This window comes from Leifsonia sp. NPDC077715 (genome assembly GCF_040686855.1).
GTDB lineage: Bacteria > Actinomycetota > Actinomycetes > Actinomycetales > Microbacteriaceae > Leifsonia.
Map to the genome: position 1 here is coordinate 1,327,133 of NZ_JBFBOG010000001.1, position 15,104 is coordinate 1,342,236.

Consider the following 15,104-nt stretch of genomic DNA (forward strand, 5'->3'; position numbering starts at 1 on the left):
GCGGGTCAGCGGCCCTGGATGTGGCGGTTGTGCTGACTCCGGACCACGAGCGGCAGCACCACCCAGATGACGATCAGCACCACGAAGACGCAGCCCGCCGCGATGATGCCGGCCGGCGGAGCCAGCAGGAAATCGACGATGAACAGCACGATTCCGGTGAACAGGAGGGATGCGGCCGCCAGGCAGATGATGAGCAGCTTGCTGCCCAGACCCACCAGCTCGGCTTTCGCCTTCTGCCGGAACAGCAGCCGGTGCAGGGCGACCGGCGCCAGCGCGAGCAGAGTGACCGTCACCGCTAGGAACACCAGGACGAGATAGACGACCACGTCGAACGGGTGGAGTTCCGTGAAGCGCTGCTGGAACGGCAGCGTCAGGAGGAACGCGGCGAGGATCTGCGTGCCGGTCTGGAAGACGCGGAACTCCTGCAGCAGCTCGTTCCAGTTGCGGTCCGCCCGCTGGGTCGCCGTCTCGTTGCGGCCGTCGCCCGGGTCGGCGTCGACACCCTCCGCCCCGCTCATCCGCGGACCTCCTCGAGATCGCGCGCGAGGGCGTTCAGGGCGGCGTCCACCGTCGCGTGCACGACCTCCTCGGGGTCGCCGTCGAAGTGCAGCTCGTCCACCCGCAGTGCGTCCGGCCGCCCGTGCGCCAGGAAGATGGTGCCGGCCTCGCGGCCTTCCTGGGTACCGGGGCCTCCGGCGCCGGTGACCGCGGCGACGAATCCGGCGCTCAGCAGCCTCCCGACGCCCGCGGCCATCTGCTCGGCAGAGGATGCCGTGATCACCGGACCGGGCGTCACCCCGAGCACGTCGAACTTGACGTGCTCGGAGTAGGCGACGACGCCGCCGGCGAACCAGTCGCCCGCCTGCGGCGAGGCGCCGAGCGCCGACGCGATCGCGCCGCTGGTCAGCGACTCGGCGACCGCGATGGTGGTGCCGGCGGAGGAGGCCAGATCGGCGATCCGCTCGCCGAGGTCGGTGGTTTCTTCCGTCGTCATGCAGGAACCTTAGCCGTTGTCGGAGTCGCCCTCGTCGCCCTCGGCCTGCGAGGGCTTGTCGACGATCTGCTGCTCCGCCTGGGTGTCCTCGTCGTGGCGGTCGCCTTCGGTGTTCTGGGGGTCGGACATGGTGTTCCCTCTCTTCTCGGTCAGGTGTCCGTGCGGAAGTGCACGGCCTTGTGGCTGCCGTCGCAGAACGGCTTGATGGTCGAGACGCCGCAGCGGCACAGCGCCACCGTGCGGCGATGCTGCTCGATGGGCGTCCCGTCCGGTGTCGTCAGGTCGATGTGCCCGCGGACCAGGAGCGGTCCGTCCGGGCAGGCGACGATGACCGGCTCCTCCTCGTGCGCGGTCATGCGAGCACCGCCTGCGGCCGGCGCAGCGAGCTGTGGCCGGCCTCGAAGCTCTCCAGCAGGTGCTGCCCGGCGAGCCCGTCGACGTAGAGGCACGCGGCCGCGCCGAAGACGATGTCCGGCAGCAGTTCGGGATGCTGCTCGGCGAGACCGCCCGCGAGGTCGCGCCCGGCGATCTGCTCGTGCACCGCATCCGCTTCGACGTGCTCGTCGTAGTACCAGGTGACGTCCTCGTCGTGGCCGAGGCGGCGGAAGCCGTTGCCGTAGAAGCGGTTCGGGATGGACGAGGTCATCTCGAACGCGGCCAGGTGGCCGGTGATCGCGCCGCGCAGACTCCGGTTGAGGCCGAACATCGACATCATCGTGAACGACGCCAGAGTGATCGCCGGCACGCTGTCGATGTAGGCGCCGTAGGAGTCGTCCAGGCCCAGGTTGCGCATGGTGCGGCCGAAGATCTCGCCGTGGATCCGCTCCGGGCGTCCGGCCCCGTACTCGTCGGACTGCACCTCGACCAGCGCGGCCTTCGCGCGGCCGGTGAGGCGCGGGATCGCCCACGAGTGCGGGTCCGCCTCCTTGCGCGTGTAGATGGAGCGATGGATGACGAACTCCTGCGCCTGCTCCTCCGTGGCCTTCTTGGCGAGGAAGCGGGACAGGCTGGGCCCGCCGTCCTCGGCGGTCAGGTCGAACAGGTACGCGGCGACGGCGTCGGCGTCCGGCTCCGGGAGGTCGCCGACGGGGACGCGCTCCCGCAGCTGCCGCTCGAACTCGCGCTCGATGGTGCGACGCGTCCGCAGCAGCTCCGGGTTCCACTCCCACTCGTCGTCGGCGTCGACGGTGTCGCCGTAGTGGAGGCCGTACAGGATGAACAGGCTCAGTTGAAGGTCCTCGTCGGTGAGGAGGTCGGGGTGGGCCTCGAGAGCCCGGGCGGTGCGGTCGGCGACGACGGCGACCTGGTCGGAGGCGGTGGACGGATCGGTCTGCAGCGCCTCCAGCAGCGCCTCGCTCACCGGCCCCCTCGGGGTGATGCGTGGTGTCATATCCCGAGGCAACCTGGGCCTGAGAGGTCTTTCAAGTGGTTGCCAGAGGGCCTGTTCAGTGCTTGGGCTCACGGGGACGCCGATGACGCCGGCGGAGCTCGCGCAGCGGTGTGGCGGCGCGCAGCAGCCGCCCGTCGGAGTAACGGACGCCGCCGCGCAGCCGGGCGCCGACTGCCAGCCACACGCAGACGGCGCGCTCGGCCAGCCATGCGGGCGCCCACAACGCGGCCGTCGCGGGGTACAGACGGCGGCCTCCCGCCCGGCGTCGGCCCACCTCGGCGAGCGCCACGACCGCCGCGGCTCCGGCGAGGATGCGGCGCGGACGCCGGAGGGACAGCAGCACCAGCGGCAGGAGCGCCAGCTCGGCGATCAGCCGCAGGGGCTGCGCGAAGTCGTCGTACGCCTGGCGCACACGCTGGCGGACGAAGTGGCGCAGCGCGGGAGGACGCCGGGCGACCCCGATCCAGTCGGCGGTCGCGACTGTCCCGCCTGCGGCCAGAACCGTCCGGATGAGCTCCAGGTTCTCGAACAGCACGTCGCCGTCGTACCCGCCAGCGCCCACGAGCACCCGCCGCCGCACGGCGAGGGTGCCCGGGTAGTCGTGCCCGAGCGCTCGGTTCAGGAGGCTGCGGCCGGTGTCCCAGCGCGCGTGCCAGGGGGCCGGCACGAACACGTTCTGCGGGCGGACGAGCTCGGCCGCGTCCAGCATCCCGGTCACCGCCCGCAGCGCTCCCTCGTCGTACCGCACGTCGTCGTCGGCGATCACGACCCGGTCGTGTCGTGCGGCATGGACGCCCGTCATCACGCCCGCGACCTTGCCGTTGCGGCCTGGGCGCGGGTCCACGGGGAGGTGGCGCACCCCGACGGGGAAGGACCGGGCGTGCGCGGCGAACAGGTCGGGCGCCGACCCGTCGACGACCGTGACATCGACCAGCTCGCGGAGGCCGTCGAGGTACGCGACGAGTCCGGCGAGGCCGTCGTCGGAGTCCCACCGCAGCGGCAGCACGTACTCCGCGTCGATCCTCACGCCACCGCCCGCTCGGCGACATGCCGTCCGGTCGTCCGCAGTCCGGTCACGATGAAGCCGCTCCGCGGGCGCGCAGGGAAGGTGCGCAGGCTGATCCGCAGGTCCTGCTCCGGGACGTCGTACACGAGCTCGCGCGTGAGCATCCGGGTGCCGACCTCGAGCAGGTCGATCGTCACCGGCTCGCCGGGGCAGCGGTGCCCGTCGCTGTAGTCCCCGCCGCCCTGCGGGATGAGGGCGTTGCGGTCGACGGTCGCTCCGTCGAAGCGCTGCGGGAGGAACCGGTTCGGCTGGTCCCAGAGCGCCGGGTCGTGGGTCGTCGCGTACAGGTCGAGGAGCACCCAGTCGCCGGCCTCGACCGGTTCGCCCTGCCAGGTGAGGCGCTGCGTCGCTCGCCCTCCGATCACCGGGAAGAACGGGTAGAAGCGCCGCACCTCCTGGGCGAACCAGTGGACTCCCGCCTCGTCGCCCCCCGCGAGGTCGTCACGCCAGCCGCGATGCCGGTGCAGCGCCAGCGCGGCGAAGGTCAGGTAGCGTCCGACCGCGACCGTCGGCCGCAGCAGGTTCAGGAGCTCGACCGCTGCCACCTCGGGAGGGAGCGGTCCGCCGGCCTCGACGTAGGAGGCGACGACCGCGAGCGGCGACCCCGGCGGCGCGGTGCCGTGCGCGCGCTCACGGTCGACCGCGTCGGCGATCAGCCGCTCGGCACGCGCCCGCCGAGCGCGGGCCGCCCAGTTCACGGGCCCGACCGTGCCCGCCGCGTCCACCATCTGCGCGAGGACGCCGGTGCGGCGCAGGTCGTCGGCCACGTCTTCGGGAACTCCCGCCCAGGTGGTCACGGTGCGCGTCAGCACGTCGTGGAACACGTCCAGCAGCACCACCCGGTCCCCCGCGACCGCCGCGCGGCGGCGCAACTCCTGACCGAACCTCGCGGCGAGCGCATCCCCCGACGCCCCGGTCAGCAGCCCGAGGAACAGCTCCTTCCTGCACCGGTGCGCACGACCTTCGAGCGACTGGAGGCTGCCCTCGTCCTGCAGCAGCGTCAGCACCGACCGCGGCATGGCGCCCTCACGCCGGAAGCGACCGCCCTCGTAGAAGAAGCGCGCCGCCTCCGCCCCGCGCATGACGAGCACGGGACGCCCGAGCAAGCGCGTGCGGAAGGAGTCGGCCCCCGCGGCCCGGAAACCGCGGGTGCCGAACAGATAGCCGTCGCGCACGAAGCGCAGAGTGTTGTCCCCCATCGGCCGCGTCAGACGCGGGTCGCGGGGCGGTCGACGCCGGCGCCGCGCGGGCTCAGGAAGATGCCGAGCGCGATCATCCCGACGGCGAGGATCAGGTGCAGCCAGTTGTCCGCGCTGTTGACCGGCACGAAGTTGGCCGGGTGGTCGCCGCTGAAGAACAGGCCGTACAGCCAGATCAGGGCGTACACGACGCCGCCGATGACCAGGTAGTTGCGCGACCCGATGCGCGACCTCGCGAAGGCGATCCCGGCGACGCCGTACAGGAGGTGCACCAGGTTGTGGAGCACCGAGACCTGGAACACGCCCAGCAGCAAGGCCATGGAGTCGTGCCCGGCGAACGACAACTGGTCGTAGTTGGTGGTCAGGCCCGGGATGAACCCGGCGAGCCCGACGACGAGGAAGACGATTCCGGCGATGAGAGCGGCCTTCTGGACAGCCGTCCCCGCGTAGCGGCGGTCGTCACGGTCGGCGAACCTCCGGTCGGAGTGATCTGCGGTGGTCATGGTGACTCCTTTCCGTCCCCGTGAACGGAACACGCACACGAGAGGCGGCTGCAGCCCTTGACAACGTGCGCGGTCAGACCTCGGAGTCGTCGAACCGCGGCGAGTACAGGGTCGCGTCCGGACGGAGGCGGATGATGTCGTCGGTGAAGGACGCGAGGTCCGTCCACAGCACGAGGACCGACCCGCGGGCTCGCCAGCGGAGGAAGCGCGCGATCAGCGCGGGCGCATCCACCCCGGTGCGCTCGTAGCCGGCGAACGAGCCGCGGGAGTGCGGGCTCACCACGAGGCCGTGCAGGCGGGCGGCGGCCAGCATCCCGTCGGGCGGTCCATCGAGCACGAAGCGGGCGTCGACGACCTCGCCGATGTTCTCGCCGTCCGCGGTCAGCACCGGGCTGCCGAGCAGGTCACTCAGGATCATGATCGCCTCCCGGAATGCGGCCGATCACGTGCTCGCTCATCCACCGTTCGGTCCAGCTGGCGTCGAGCGAGTCGGCGGGGACGCCGACGCTGACGACGATCCCGCAGTCCGAGACGACCCGCCACGGGATGCGGATGAAGCGCGAGTCGGGCAGGCGGCCGCCGAAGACGCGTGTCAGCAGGATCGGCCCGGTGAGCAGCGCCTCGATGACCGGCGGGCGCTCGGGGTCGAGGTGCGCGAGGTCGTTCGGCGTCGTGATCTCCACGTCGTCGACCGTGGTGACCGGGACGTGCTCCGGGTCGAGGATCTGGCGGTCGAGGAGGTCCAGCCCGGCGTCGAGGATCTGACCCGCCACCCGCGGGGGCCTCGGCAGGTCGCGGCGCTCGCTCATGCTCCTGCTCCCGTCACGATCATCAGGGGGATCGCAGCGAGGGAGGCGATCAGGATGATGCCCAGGTAGATCAGGCCGAAGAAGTTGGTGGCCTTGCCGTTGACGTGGTCGCCCATGTACTTCGGATCGTTCGCGACGATGAGGATCGGCAGGTAGGTCAGAGGCAGGGCTATCGCCGAGAAGACGACGGAGAACTCGGTGACCTGGATCGGGTCCACCCCGGTGAAGAGGACGGCGAGGCCGACCACCAAGGACAGGATCATCGCCGCGTGGAAGCGCGACGCCGACGCGGGACGCCGGAACTTCCCCCACGGCCACCCGAAGAACTGGGCGAGCGTGTAGCCGCTCGACAGCGTCACCTCGAGGGACGCGCCGAACGTGGCGGCGACGAATCCGAGGATGGCGACGATCAAGCCGATCTTGCCGAACGCCTGCGCCACCGGCAGAGCCGTCTGGTACAGCGACTCCACGGCGATCCCCTTGGGGAGCAGCACGACGGCGGCGCACGCGGCGATGGACAGCGAGAGCAGCGCCCCGAGCGGGAACCCGACGAGGACGTTGACCCGCGACTGCGCGAGATCCTTCGGCTTCCACTTCTCCTCGATCGCGCCGGACGAGAAGAAGAACACCTCGTACGGCGTCATCGCGGCGCCGAACAGCGCGACCGCGTAGTACCAGTACGTCGCGGGGGACTCGTCGGTGTCGGGGGACGGCTGCAGCAGCGCCTGCGACGCGAGCGACGGCCAGTCGGGGTGCAGCGCGAACAACGCCACCGCGAAGACCACCAGCGCGAGACCCAGGAGCCCCGTCACGTTCTCGAGGATCGAGAACTTCACCCGCCACACGACGATCCAGACCGCGATCGCGGCGACCGGGAACCACAGCGTCGGCGCGATGCTGGAGGCGAGCTGCATCGCCAGAGCGATGCCGCCGATCTCCGCCGCGAGCGTCAGCAGGTTGATGAGGAACGAGGCGGAGAGGTTGGCGAGGGCCATCCGCGCTCCTAGCCGCTCCCGGATGATCTCGAAGGTGGCGCGACCGCTGACCGCCGCCACGCGACCGGACATCTGCGCGAACAGGCAGATGCCGATCGTGCCGACGACCAGCACCCAGGCGAGCGTCAGACCGAACCGCGAGCCGACCACGCTGCTGGTCACCAGGTCCCCGATGTCGACGAAGCCGCCGATCGCGGTGAGGACGCCCAGAGCGACGGCGAAGAGCGCCTTCACCCGCGCTCCAACCGCTTCGAAGCCGCGTCGAGCTGCTGCGCCAGGCGGTCGAGCTCGCGGCGATGCGCCCGGAGGGCGTCACCGGAGTCACGGTTCGCGGCGACTGCTCGCTGGGCAGAAGCCACCTCGTCCTGGGCCGCCCGGATGTCGTGGAGCACGCGGTCGCGGCTGGCGCCGATCCCGCCGATCGCGGTCATCGTGGCGACCACCCGCGCCTCCGCGGCGAGCTTGTCGGCGGCGTCGGACAGGCCGGTGTCGAGGACCGTCCCCAGTACGCGGTCCTCCTGGTCGAGACCGAGCACGAGGCCCGCGGATCGGGCACTGGCGGCGGCGGTGCCGGCCGACTGCGACAGCGTGCCGCGGGCGGCGGCGTCCGTCGAGCATCCGGCGAGCGCGCAAGTCACGAGAGCGCCGGCGAGCGCGGCCGTGGCTGCCCGCGTCGGCAGGGAACGGTGGATCACGCCGGCGACTGTACGCGGGCTGTGAACTCGGTGACAGTGGTGGCCCCCGTCGCCGATTCTGAGAAAGGCTACATGTCCGGCGCAGTGCGGGCCGGCTCGTCGCGCCGGAAGCCCGCGGTCGCCTCCTCGTAGGTCGTGTGACGCCGGGCGGGGTGCGATTCGGCCGGCGGCGGGACGTCGGCCTTGCTCAGCGCGTGGAGGACCAATTGCTCCACGAGGGTGGCGGCCGTGGTCTCCCGCGAGCGGGCGATCCGCACCAGCGCGGCGTACTCCCGCTCTCCGAGACGGATCGTGAGGGGCATCCCGGCCGGCGCCCGGCCCGGTCCGTGTACGGACGCGGGCTCCGTCGCATCGGGTCCGTGAGATTCCTTCATGTCTGAAGCCTCTCATAGGAGAGCGCTCTCGTGGCCCATTTTCTTCGTTTCGCGCACAGTTCCGCAGGGCCGTCATTGCACCTGAACCGACGCAACCCGGATGATCGATGCGTCGCGTGTCCGGAGCAGCCCCGTCCCCCCGGTCCCTGGCTGATCCGCCGCGGCGCCTATTCGGCGGGATCCTGGTCTTCGGGTGACCAGGATCCCGCCGTCAACAGGTCCAGGCCGTCACGCAGCCGCTCCGTCACCTCGGAGACCGGCACCATGCCGTCCCCGAGCGCCAGCGCCATCGACGCGGAGGCGGCAGCGCCGACGATGCGGTGGATGCGCGGCTCCCGCGCCCGTTCACCCAGCCGCTCCTGCGCACGCTCGGCCGCCGCAGCGAGTCGTTCACCCACCAGCCGCCGGCCATCCGGCGTGACGGACGCGTCCGACAGCCGCGCGATCGCGTCGCGCAGGGCGGGCTCCAGCCCATCCCGCAGCGCCGCGTCGTCGTCCGTCACGGCTGCGCCCGCTGGGAGGCGGCACGTTCGGTGAGCGCCGCATCCAGTGTGGACAGCAGCGCGGCCGGTGTGAACGGCTTCGCCAGGAAGTGGGCCCCGTCGCGTTCCACCGCCGCGCGGGCGCCGGGACCGGGCAGCAGCCCGCTCATCAGCACGACGGCCGCCTGCGGCTGCTCGGCCGTCAGCCGGCGGGCGATGGCGTCGCCCGCGACACCCGGCATCATCACGTCCGTCAGGACCGCGTCGAACCGGCGGCCCTGGGTCAGCAGTTCGAGCGCTTCACGCCCCTGGGCCACCTCGGTCACGAACCCGCGCTGATCCAGGGTCGCCCGCACGAGCTCGCAGATCGCCGGCTCGTCGTCCACCACCAGCACCCGGCGTCCCCGGCCGGGGCCCGGCGCCGGCGTCTCCTCCCGCGGCGGCCACGCCTCCGCCTGCGCCACCGGCGGCAGTTCGAAGGCAATCGCGGTGCCGCGGCCGGGTGCCGTATCCACCTCGAGCTCGCCGCCGTGCGCCTTCACGATCGCGGCAGACGTCGGCAGCCCGAGGCCGGTCCCGCTCTCCTTGGTGGTGAAGAACGGCTCCAGGATGCGCCCCGCGGTGACCTCGTCCATCCCGGTCCCCGAGTCGCGCACCTCGATGCGCACCTTGCCGCCGTGCTCGCCGGCGCGGATGGCGAGGACCCCTCCCTCCGGCATCGCGTCGCGTGCGTTCGTGACGAGGTTGACCAGCACCTGGAACAGCTCCGTCTCGTCTCCCGACACCGCGGGCAGCCCGTCCGGCGACTCCACGCGAAGCTCGATCGACTTGGGCAGCGTCTCGCGGCAGAACCGCGCCAGCTCCCAGAGCAGCGGGCCGACCTCCACAGGAGCGCGATGCCCCTGCGACCCGCGGGCGAACGACAGCACCTGCCGGATCATCGACGCACCTCTCTGCGCGGCCGCATCCAGGGCGTCGAGCATGTCGCGGCGGCGGGGATCCTTCTCATCCTGCCGGAGCAGCTGCACCGACATGAGGATGGGCGTGAGCACGTTGTTGAGGTCGTGCGCGATGCCGCCCGCCAGCGTCCCCAGGCTCTCCAGCCGCTGAGCCCGGATGCGCTGCTCCTGCTCGCGGCGGTGCTCGGTGATGTCGGAGTTCACGGCGAACACCGTCACCTGACCGTCCTCCCCGCGCGAGAGCTGCCAGCGGCAGTCCACGACGATCAGGGTTCCGTCCGCCCGCCGTTGCCGGAGCTCGCCCACCCAGAAGCCGTCCCGCAGCAGGGCGGCGGCCGCCAGGTCGAACTCGCGCGGGTCGTCGTAGAGCAGGTCGCGCACGGACCGGCCCACCGCCTCCGCCGCGGGGATGCCGTAGATCGTCTCCGCGCCGTGGTTCCAGTACCGGATGACGCCGCCCAGGTCGCGCACGATGATCGCGTCGCGCGCCGCGTCCAGCAGCGCCGCCTGCGCCTCCACGCGCCGGGTGTACTCGTCCAGCTTCTCCCGGGCTCGCTGATCGTCGGTGACGTCGCGCACGATGATGGCGATGCCCTCCTCGGTGGGATGCGCGTCCACCTCGAACCAGCACCCCCAGTCCGGCACGAACGCACGAGCCGTCCCGACGACGCCGCGGTCCATCGCGTCCCGGTAGATCGCCTCGAACGGGCTGCCCTGCGTGGTGGGGAACATCTCCCACAGCGTGTGGTCGCGCAGACGGGCCTCATCGATCCCGGCGAGCTGCAGCGCCCACGAGTTGGCGAATGTGAACCGCCAGTCCCGGTCGACGAACCCGATCGCGTCGTGCACCTGGTCGAGGGAGCTGCGCAGCAGGCGCGCCATCGCCCGATGCTCCTCGCGGTGCCGGACGAGCGCGGTCACGTCGTGGAACGCGCCGTGGACGCGTGCGATCCGGCCGCTCTCGTCGCGCTCGGCCTCGCCGACGAGGTGCGCGTGGACCTTCCGCCCCGAGGCGTCCACGATGGTCGCCCGCAGGTCGAGCGGTTCCCCGTCGTGCATCGTCCGCGCGAACGCGTCCGCCACCGCCTCGCGGTCCGCCGGCTCGAAGAGGGCGAGCGAGTCCTCCTCGCCGGGGACGTGGCCCGCCTCCAGCCCGAGCAGACGGAAGAGCTCTTCGCTCCACTCGATGCGCCCCGTCTCGACGTCCACGGTCCAGCCGGCGAAGCCTGCGATCCGCGCAGCCATCCGCACCAGCGCCTCGTTGCCCGCGGCCGCCGCGGCCGCCCGCTCCACGTCGCCGATGTCGCGCGCGATGGCCAGGACCGCGGCCACCTCCGCCCCGTCGCCGCGCAGCGGGATCAGCGTCACGTCGAGGAGCCGCACCGTGCCGTCGGACGTGACGATGCGCGTGACGTACCGCCGGTTCTGCCCGGCGACGGCCTCCGTGAACCGCGCCATCGTCGACTCGACGTAGTCGGGATGCAGGAGGCGCGAGAAGGGCACCCCGAGCAGATCCGCGACCTGATAGCCGGTGAGGTCGGCGAGCGTGCTGTTCGACTCCACGAACACGCCGTCCTCGTCGACGACGCAGACGCCGTCCGGATGGCCGTGGAACAGCGCATCCAGACCGTTGAGCCGGAGGGCTTCGGCCGGGGTCGTCATGGCAGGGCTCTGGGCTGGCGGGGCATGGAGGGGATTGTAGGCGGATCGGGCGGCCTACACTGACCGCCATGAGCGAGTTGCAGCACGGGATGCGCGTCCTCGTCGTCGACGACGACCCGCTGATCCGCCTCACCGTCGAGGCCGCGCTGACCTCGCACGGGTACCGGGTCACGGCCACCGGCGACCCGCGGACCGCGCCCGGCGGGGCGGAGGCGGACGTCGTGCTGCTCGATGCGACCATCCCGGGCTGTTCGCTCAGCGAATGCCTGACCTCGCTCGGTCGCCGGGAGGACGGGAGCGCCCGCCCGATACTGGTCATGAGCGGTTCCCTGGCTCCGCCTGCGGAGCTCGCCGGAACCGGGATCGGCTATCTCGCGAAGCCGTTCCCTCTCACCGAGCTCCTCGGCGCCGTCGACGGGCTCGTGGCGTCCACCTCTGGGACGGTGACTTAAGGGGCAGGAGCCAGCAGATGACCGACACCTCCGCACGGACGCGGACACTGAGAGCCGTGGTGGCCGACGACGACGTCTTCACGGCGTCGATGGTTGCGTCCGCCCTGCGCTCCACCGGCATCGAAGCGTCCCAGACGACGTCGGCCGAGGATGCCTGGACGATGATCCTCGAGGTCGAGCCGAACGCCGTCGTGACGGATCTCGACTTCGGCGGCGGCGGATCGGGCGCCGAACTGCTGTGGCGCGTCCACCGCGAGCTGCCCTGGGTGGGACTGGTCGTGCTCACCTCGCACCTGTCGCCCGAGCTGGCGGTGGGCGACGACGCGCTGCCCCCCTCGGTCGTCTACCTGGTGAAGTCGCAGGTGAAGGATGTGGATGTCCTCGTCTCGGCGGTGGACGCGGCGATCGTCGGCGGCACGCACCGGCCGGCCGAGCCGACGGGGGACGTGCGCACCGTGACGCGCGCGCAGGCCGAGGTGCTGCGCCTGGTCGCATCCGGGGCGTCCACGCGACGCATCGCGAGCGAGCGGGGCACCAGCGTGCGGGCGGTCGAGACGATGCTCGCGCGTCTGTACACGGCGCTCGGCGTGGATGCGGACGAGCAGGCGAACCCGCGCGTCACCGCGGCGCGGATGTGGCAGCAGGGGCGGGTGCGGATCCGGTAGGGGAGGCTAGCCCCCCACGATCATCCGCAGGAACCGCCGCAGCGGCCCCTCCGCCCGCGAGCCGGCCGCTTCCGCCGCATCGTCCTCGGGATTGTCGGCATAGCCGGTGTAGCCGCACGACTCGCACACCAGCAGGTCGGCGTGCACGGCCAGGCCCGCGCCGTAGTAGGGATTCCGCACCAGGCGCGCAGCACCACGGCACTGCGGGCAGCAGGCCTCGCGCATGGCGCCCCTTCCGACACTCCATCATGCGCCCCACGCGGCCGGATCGCCGCGGCCCCTATTCGCGGCGCGAACGCGCTGGGCCGCGGTCTGTCCCCCTCTCGGGGGCGGGTCGATGACGGTCGGGTGAACACCGGGTGAAGGCCGATCCCGGGGCTGCGGAGCGCTCCTAGGATCGCTCACGCCGGACGTCGTCCGGACCACGAATCCCCCTCTGGAGGCATCCGCCGATGTCGACTCGCGCCCGGCTGACCGCGTTCTTCGCGGCACTCGCGGCGCTCGTCGTCGTGGCGTCGGTGCTCGCGATCGTGCTGCGGCCCGCGGCGAGCGGGGCGGCCGCGCCCGCGGCGTTCGAGATCAGCGCGGGGCTCGACGACTGCGGTGCGGGATGGGGACCGACCGACGGCGGAACGGCCGCCGTTCCGGGCGGGGACCAGACCTTCACCGTGACGAACACGACCGTCGGCGGCATCGAGGTGTACCTGCAGGCGGTCGACAGCAAGCGCGTCTACCTCGACCTCGAGAGCCTGGGGGCCGGGGCGCACGCGACCGTCCGGGCGTCGCTCGGCGCGGGCCGCTACCGGTTCGTCTGCCTGCCGGCCGATGCCGACCCGGCACGCGGCCCCACCGTCGTCGTCGGTGCGGCGCCACCGGGCTCCGCCCTGGCACCGGGCATCGTGCCGGTCACCCGCAACGACCTCATCCCGGTCGCCAAGGCGTACACCGCCTGGGTGGCCGGGCGCCTACCCGCTCTGCAGCGCGAGGTCGCCGCCGTGGCGGCCGACGCCGAGGAGGGCGACTTACCGGCCGCGAGACGCGATTGGCTGACCGCCCACACCGCCTATGAGACCCTCGGCGGCGCCTACGACGCCTTCGGCGACCTCGGCGACGAGTTGGATGGTCTGCCCCGGCACGGCCTGACCGGGTTCCACCTGGTCGAGTCCCAGCTCTGGCACGGGGCGCCCGCCGCCGACGTCGCCGCCTCCGCGCACACGCTGGCGACGCTCGTCGGAAGACTGCAGGCGCAGTTCGCCGACGCCCAGCTCGACCCGGGCGAGGTCGCGCTGCGGGCGCACGAGATCGTCGAGGACGCGATCCAGGACGGGCTCACCGGCGCGACCGACGCGGGCTCCGGCACCGAGCTCGCCGGCATCGACGCGAACCTCTCCGGCGCCGCGGCGGCACTCGCGCCGCTGCACGACGTGCTCGCCGACCGCTACGACGCGCTGGCCGGGACTCAGCAGGCGGTGGCCCAGGCCCAGGCGCTCGTCGACTCGTTCCGAGCGGCCGACGGCACGTGGACGCCGCTCTCCGCGCTGGACCGGACGGCCCGGGAGCGGGTGGATGCGGCCCTCAGCCGCGCCGCCGAGCTGCTGGCCCCCGTCGCCGCCATCTGCGACCCCAGGAGGGATTCATGACCCGCATCGACCGCCGCGGCTTCCTGCAGGCGTCCGCCGCGACCGCCGTCGCGGCCGGTGCGCGGATCGCCGCCGTGCCGGGCCGCCCGGCGGCAGTCGCACATCCCGCCGCGCTCGCGTTCCACGGCGCCCATCAGCAGGGCATCCTGACGCCCGCCCAGCGCGCCTCCGCCTTCGTCGCCCTGGACGTGACTGCCGGCTCCCGCGCCGAACTCGCCGACCTGCTCAAGACGATCACCGAGCGCGCCCGGTTCCTCACCACCGGAGGAACGCCTCCCGACCCCGGTCTCGCCGCCCCGCCCCGCGACTCCGGCGTGCTCGGGCCGACCGTCGTCCCGGACGGGCTCAGTGTCACCGTGTCGGTCGGCGCCTCCCTGTTCGACGGCCGGTTCGGGCTCTCGGCGGCGAAACCCGCCCGGCTGCGGACGATGGACGAGTTCCCCGACGACGCCCTGCGCCGCGACGTCTGCGACGGCGACCTCCTGCTGCAGGTCTGCGCCGCCGACCGGGATGCCGTCACGCACGCGGTCCGCGAGATCGCCCGGGCGATCCGCGGGGCGATGCAGGTGCGCTGGCGGCAGGACGGCTTCGTGTCGCCGCCGCGGCCCAGCGGCACACCGCGCAACCTGATGGGGTTCAAGGACGGGACGAGCAACCCCGACACGAGCGACGCCTCCCTCATGTCGCGGCTGGTCTGGGCGAAGGCCGGCGGCGGCGAACCGGCCTGGGGCGCCGGCGGCAGCTATCACGTCGTCCGGGTCATCCGGATGCTGGTCGAGTTCTGGGACCGGGTGAACCTGCACGAGCAGGAGAACATGATCGGCCGCCGCCGCGACACCGGCGCCCCGCTCACCGCGTCGGCCGAGTTCGACGATCCCCATTTCGAGAACGACCCGACCGGCGACGTCATCCAGTTGGACGCGCACATCCGCCTCGCGAACCCCCGCACGAGCGACACCGCCGACCAGCGGATGCTGCGCCGCGCCTACAACTACGACGGCGGCCTCGACGCCAACGGGAACCTCGACATGGGGCTGATCTTCGTCGCCTTCAACCAGGACCTCGACCGGCAGTTCGTCGCGGTCCAGAAGCGGCTGGCGGGCGAACCCCTGACCGACTACATCCAGCCGTTCGGCGGCGGGTACTACTTCGCGCTCCCCGGAGCCCGCGACTCCTCCGACTGGCTCGGGCGCACCATGCTCGCCTGACCACCGGAGGC

At 72.3% G+C, this 15,104-nt stretch carries 19 protein-coding genes; 4 read left to right on the forward strand and 15 right to left on the reverse strand.

Going from position 1 to position 15,104, the window contains the following annotated elements; translation table 11 throughout:
• Nucleotides 1-5: 5 nt before the first annotated feature.
• From AB0P25_RS06570 to AB0P25_RS06635, 14 genes are all read right to left on the reverse strand, one after another.
• Nucleotides 6-518 carry a DUF6328 family protein gene (locus AB0P25_RS06570; protein ID WP_363806139.1) on the reverse strand — a complete coding sequence of 171 codons (513 nt, stop codon included), beginning with the start codon at nucleotides 516-518 and terminating at the stop codon, nucleotides 6-8.
• Complete coding sequence (locus AB0P25_RS06575) at nucleotides 515-994, reverse strand: CinA family protein (protein ID WP_363806141.1); 480 nt, start codon at nucleotides 992-994, stop codon at nucleotides 515-517. The genes AB0P25_RS06570 and AB0P25_RS06575 overlap by 4 nt, the downstream gene beginning before the upstream one ends.
• 149 nt (nucleotides 995-1,143) lie before the next feature.
• Nucleotides 1,144-1,350: a CDGSH iron-sulfur domain-containing protein gene (locus tag AB0P25_RS06580; protein WP_064110306.1), complete on the reverse strand. Its 207-nt coding sequence runs from the start codon at nucleotides 1,348-1,350 to the stop codon at nucleotides 1,144-1,146.
• Complete coding sequence (locus AB0P25_RS06585; RefSeq protein WP_363806247.1) at nucleotides 1,347-2,354, reverse strand: iron-containing redox enzyme family protein; 1,008 nt, start codon at nucleotides 2,352-2,354, stop codon at nucleotides 1,347-1,349. Before AB0P25_RS06585 ends, AB0P25_RS06580 begins: the two co-directional genes overlap by 4 nt.
• Before the next feature lie 85 nt (nucleotides 2,355-2,439).
• The gene (locus tag AB0P25_RS06590) at nucleotides 2,440-3,411 is read right to left on the reverse strand and encodes a glycosyltransferase (protein WP_363806142.1); all 972 of its coding nucleotides are present in this window, start codon (nucleotides 3,409-3,411) and stop codon (nucleotides 2,440-2,442) included.
• Nucleotides 3,408-4,649 carry a cytochrome P450 gene (locus tag AB0P25_RS06595; RefSeq protein WP_363806143.1) on the reverse strand — a complete coding sequence of 414 codons (1,242 nt, stop codon included), beginning with the start codon at nucleotides 4,647-4,649 and terminating at the stop codon, nucleotides 3,408-3,410. The genes AB0P25_RS06590 and AB0P25_RS06595 overlap by 4 nt, the downstream gene beginning before the upstream one ends.
• Nucleotides 4,650-4,657: 8 nt before the next feature.
• Nucleotides 4,658-5,152, reverse strand: coding sequence for a DUF4383 domain-containing protein (locus tag AB0P25_RS06600; RefSeq protein ID WP_363806144.1), 495 nt, complete (start codon nucleotides 5,150-5,152; stop codon nucleotides 4,658-4,660).
• A gap of 73 nt (nucleotides 5,153-5,225) precedes the next feature.
• Nucleotides 5,226-5,570 carry a PRC-barrel domain-containing protein gene (locus tag AB0P25_RS06605; RefSeq protein WP_363806145.1) on the reverse strand — a complete coding sequence of 115 codons (345 nt, stop codon included), beginning with the start codon at nucleotides 5,568-5,570 and terminating at the stop codon, nucleotides 5,226-5,228.
• Nucleotides 5,557-5,961 carry a hypothetical protein gene (locus AB0P25_RS06610; protein WP_363806146.1) on the reverse strand — a complete coding sequence of 135 codons (405 nt, stop codon included), beginning with the start codon at nucleotides 5,959-5,961 and terminating at the stop codon, nucleotides 5,557-5,559. Before AB0P25_RS06610 ends, AB0P25_RS06605 begins: the two co-directional genes overlap by 14 nt.
• Entirely contained in the window at nucleotides 5,958-7,190 is a 1,233-nt protein-coding gene (locus AB0P25_RS06615; RefSeq protein WP_363806148.1) for a divalent metal cation transporter, read from the reverse strand. The genes AB0P25_RS06610 and AB0P25_RS06615 overlap by 4 nt, the downstream gene beginning before the upstream one ends.
• A complete protein-coding gene (locus tag AB0P25_RS06620; RefSeq protein ID WP_363806149.1) occupies nucleotides 7,187-7,651 on the reverse strand; it encodes a hypothetical protein in 465 nt (154 codons plus the stop codon). Before AB0P25_RS06620 ends, AB0P25_RS06615 begins: the two co-directional genes overlap by 4 nt.
• Before the next feature lie 68 nt (nucleotides 7,652-7,719).
• Nucleotides 7,720-8,025, reverse strand: coding sequence for a hypothetical protein (locus AB0P25_RS06625; RefSeq protein ID WP_363806150.1), 306 nt, complete (start codon nucleotides 8,023-8,025; stop codon nucleotides 7,720-7,722).
• Nucleotides 8,026-8,192: 167 nt separating this feature from the next.
• Entirely contained in the window at nucleotides 8,193-8,528 is a 336-nt protein-coding gene (locus AB0P25_RS06630; RefSeq protein WP_363806151.1) for a hypothetical protein, read from the reverse strand.
• On the reverse strand, nucleotides 8,525-11,128 hold the full coding sequence (locus tag AB0P25_RS06635; RefSeq protein ID WP_363806152.1) for a PAS domain S-box protein: 2,604 nt from the start codon (nucleotides 11,126-11,128) through the stop codon (nucleotides 8,525-8,527). Before AB0P25_RS06635 ends, AB0P25_RS06630 begins: the two co-directional genes overlap by 4 nt.
• 68 nt (nucleotides 11,129-11,196) lie before the next feature.
• Here AB0P25_RS06635 and AB0P25_RS06640 point away from each other — a divergent pair, with 68 nt between their 5' ends.
• Together AB0P25_RS06640 and AB0P25_RS06645 are read left to right on the forward strand one after the other, a co-directional pair.
• Entirely contained in the window at nucleotides 11,197-11,580 is a 384-nt protein-coding gene (locus AB0P25_RS06640; RefSeq protein ID WP_363806154.1) for a response regulator, read from the forward strand.
• A 17-nt stretch (nucleotides 11,581-11,597) separates the two neighbouring features.
• Nucleotides 11,598-12,245, forward strand: a complete 648-nt coding sequence (locus tag AB0P25_RS06645) for a response regulator (RefSeq protein WP_363806155.1) — start codon at nucleotides 11,598-11,600, stop codon at nucleotides 12,243-12,245.
• 6 nt (nucleotides 12,246-12,251) lie between these two features.
• On the opposite strand, the gene AB0P25_RS06650 is transcribed toward AB0P25_RS06645, so the two are convergent.
• Nucleotides 12,252-12,425, reverse strand: a complete 174-nt coding sequence (locus AB0P25_RS06650) for a hypothetical protein (protein ID WP_363806156.1) — start codon at nucleotides 12,423-12,425, stop codon at nucleotides 12,252-12,254.
• A gap of 272 nt (nucleotides 12,426-12,697) precedes the next feature.
• On the opposite strand from AB0P25_RS06650, the gene AB0P25_RS06655 reads away from it, so the two are divergent.
• Nucleotides 12,698-13,885 carry an EfeM/EfeO family lipoprotein gene (locus AB0P25_RS06655; protein ID WP_363806157.1) on the forward strand — a complete coding sequence of 396 codons (1,188 nt, stop codon included), beginning with the start codon at nucleotides 12,698-12,700 and terminating at the stop codon, nucleotides 13,883-13,885.
• Nucleotides 13,882-15,093 carry an iron uptake transporter deferrochelatase/peroxidase subunit gene (efeB, locus tag AB0P25_RS06660; RefSeq protein ID WP_363806158.1) on the forward strand — a complete coding sequence of 404 codons (1,212 nt, stop codon included), beginning with the start codon at nucleotides 13,882-13,884 and terminating at the stop codon, nucleotides 15,091-15,093. The genes AB0P25_RS06655 and efeB overlap by 4 nt, the downstream gene beginning before the upstream one ends.
• Nucleotides 15,094-15,104 lie beyond the last annotated feature (11 nt).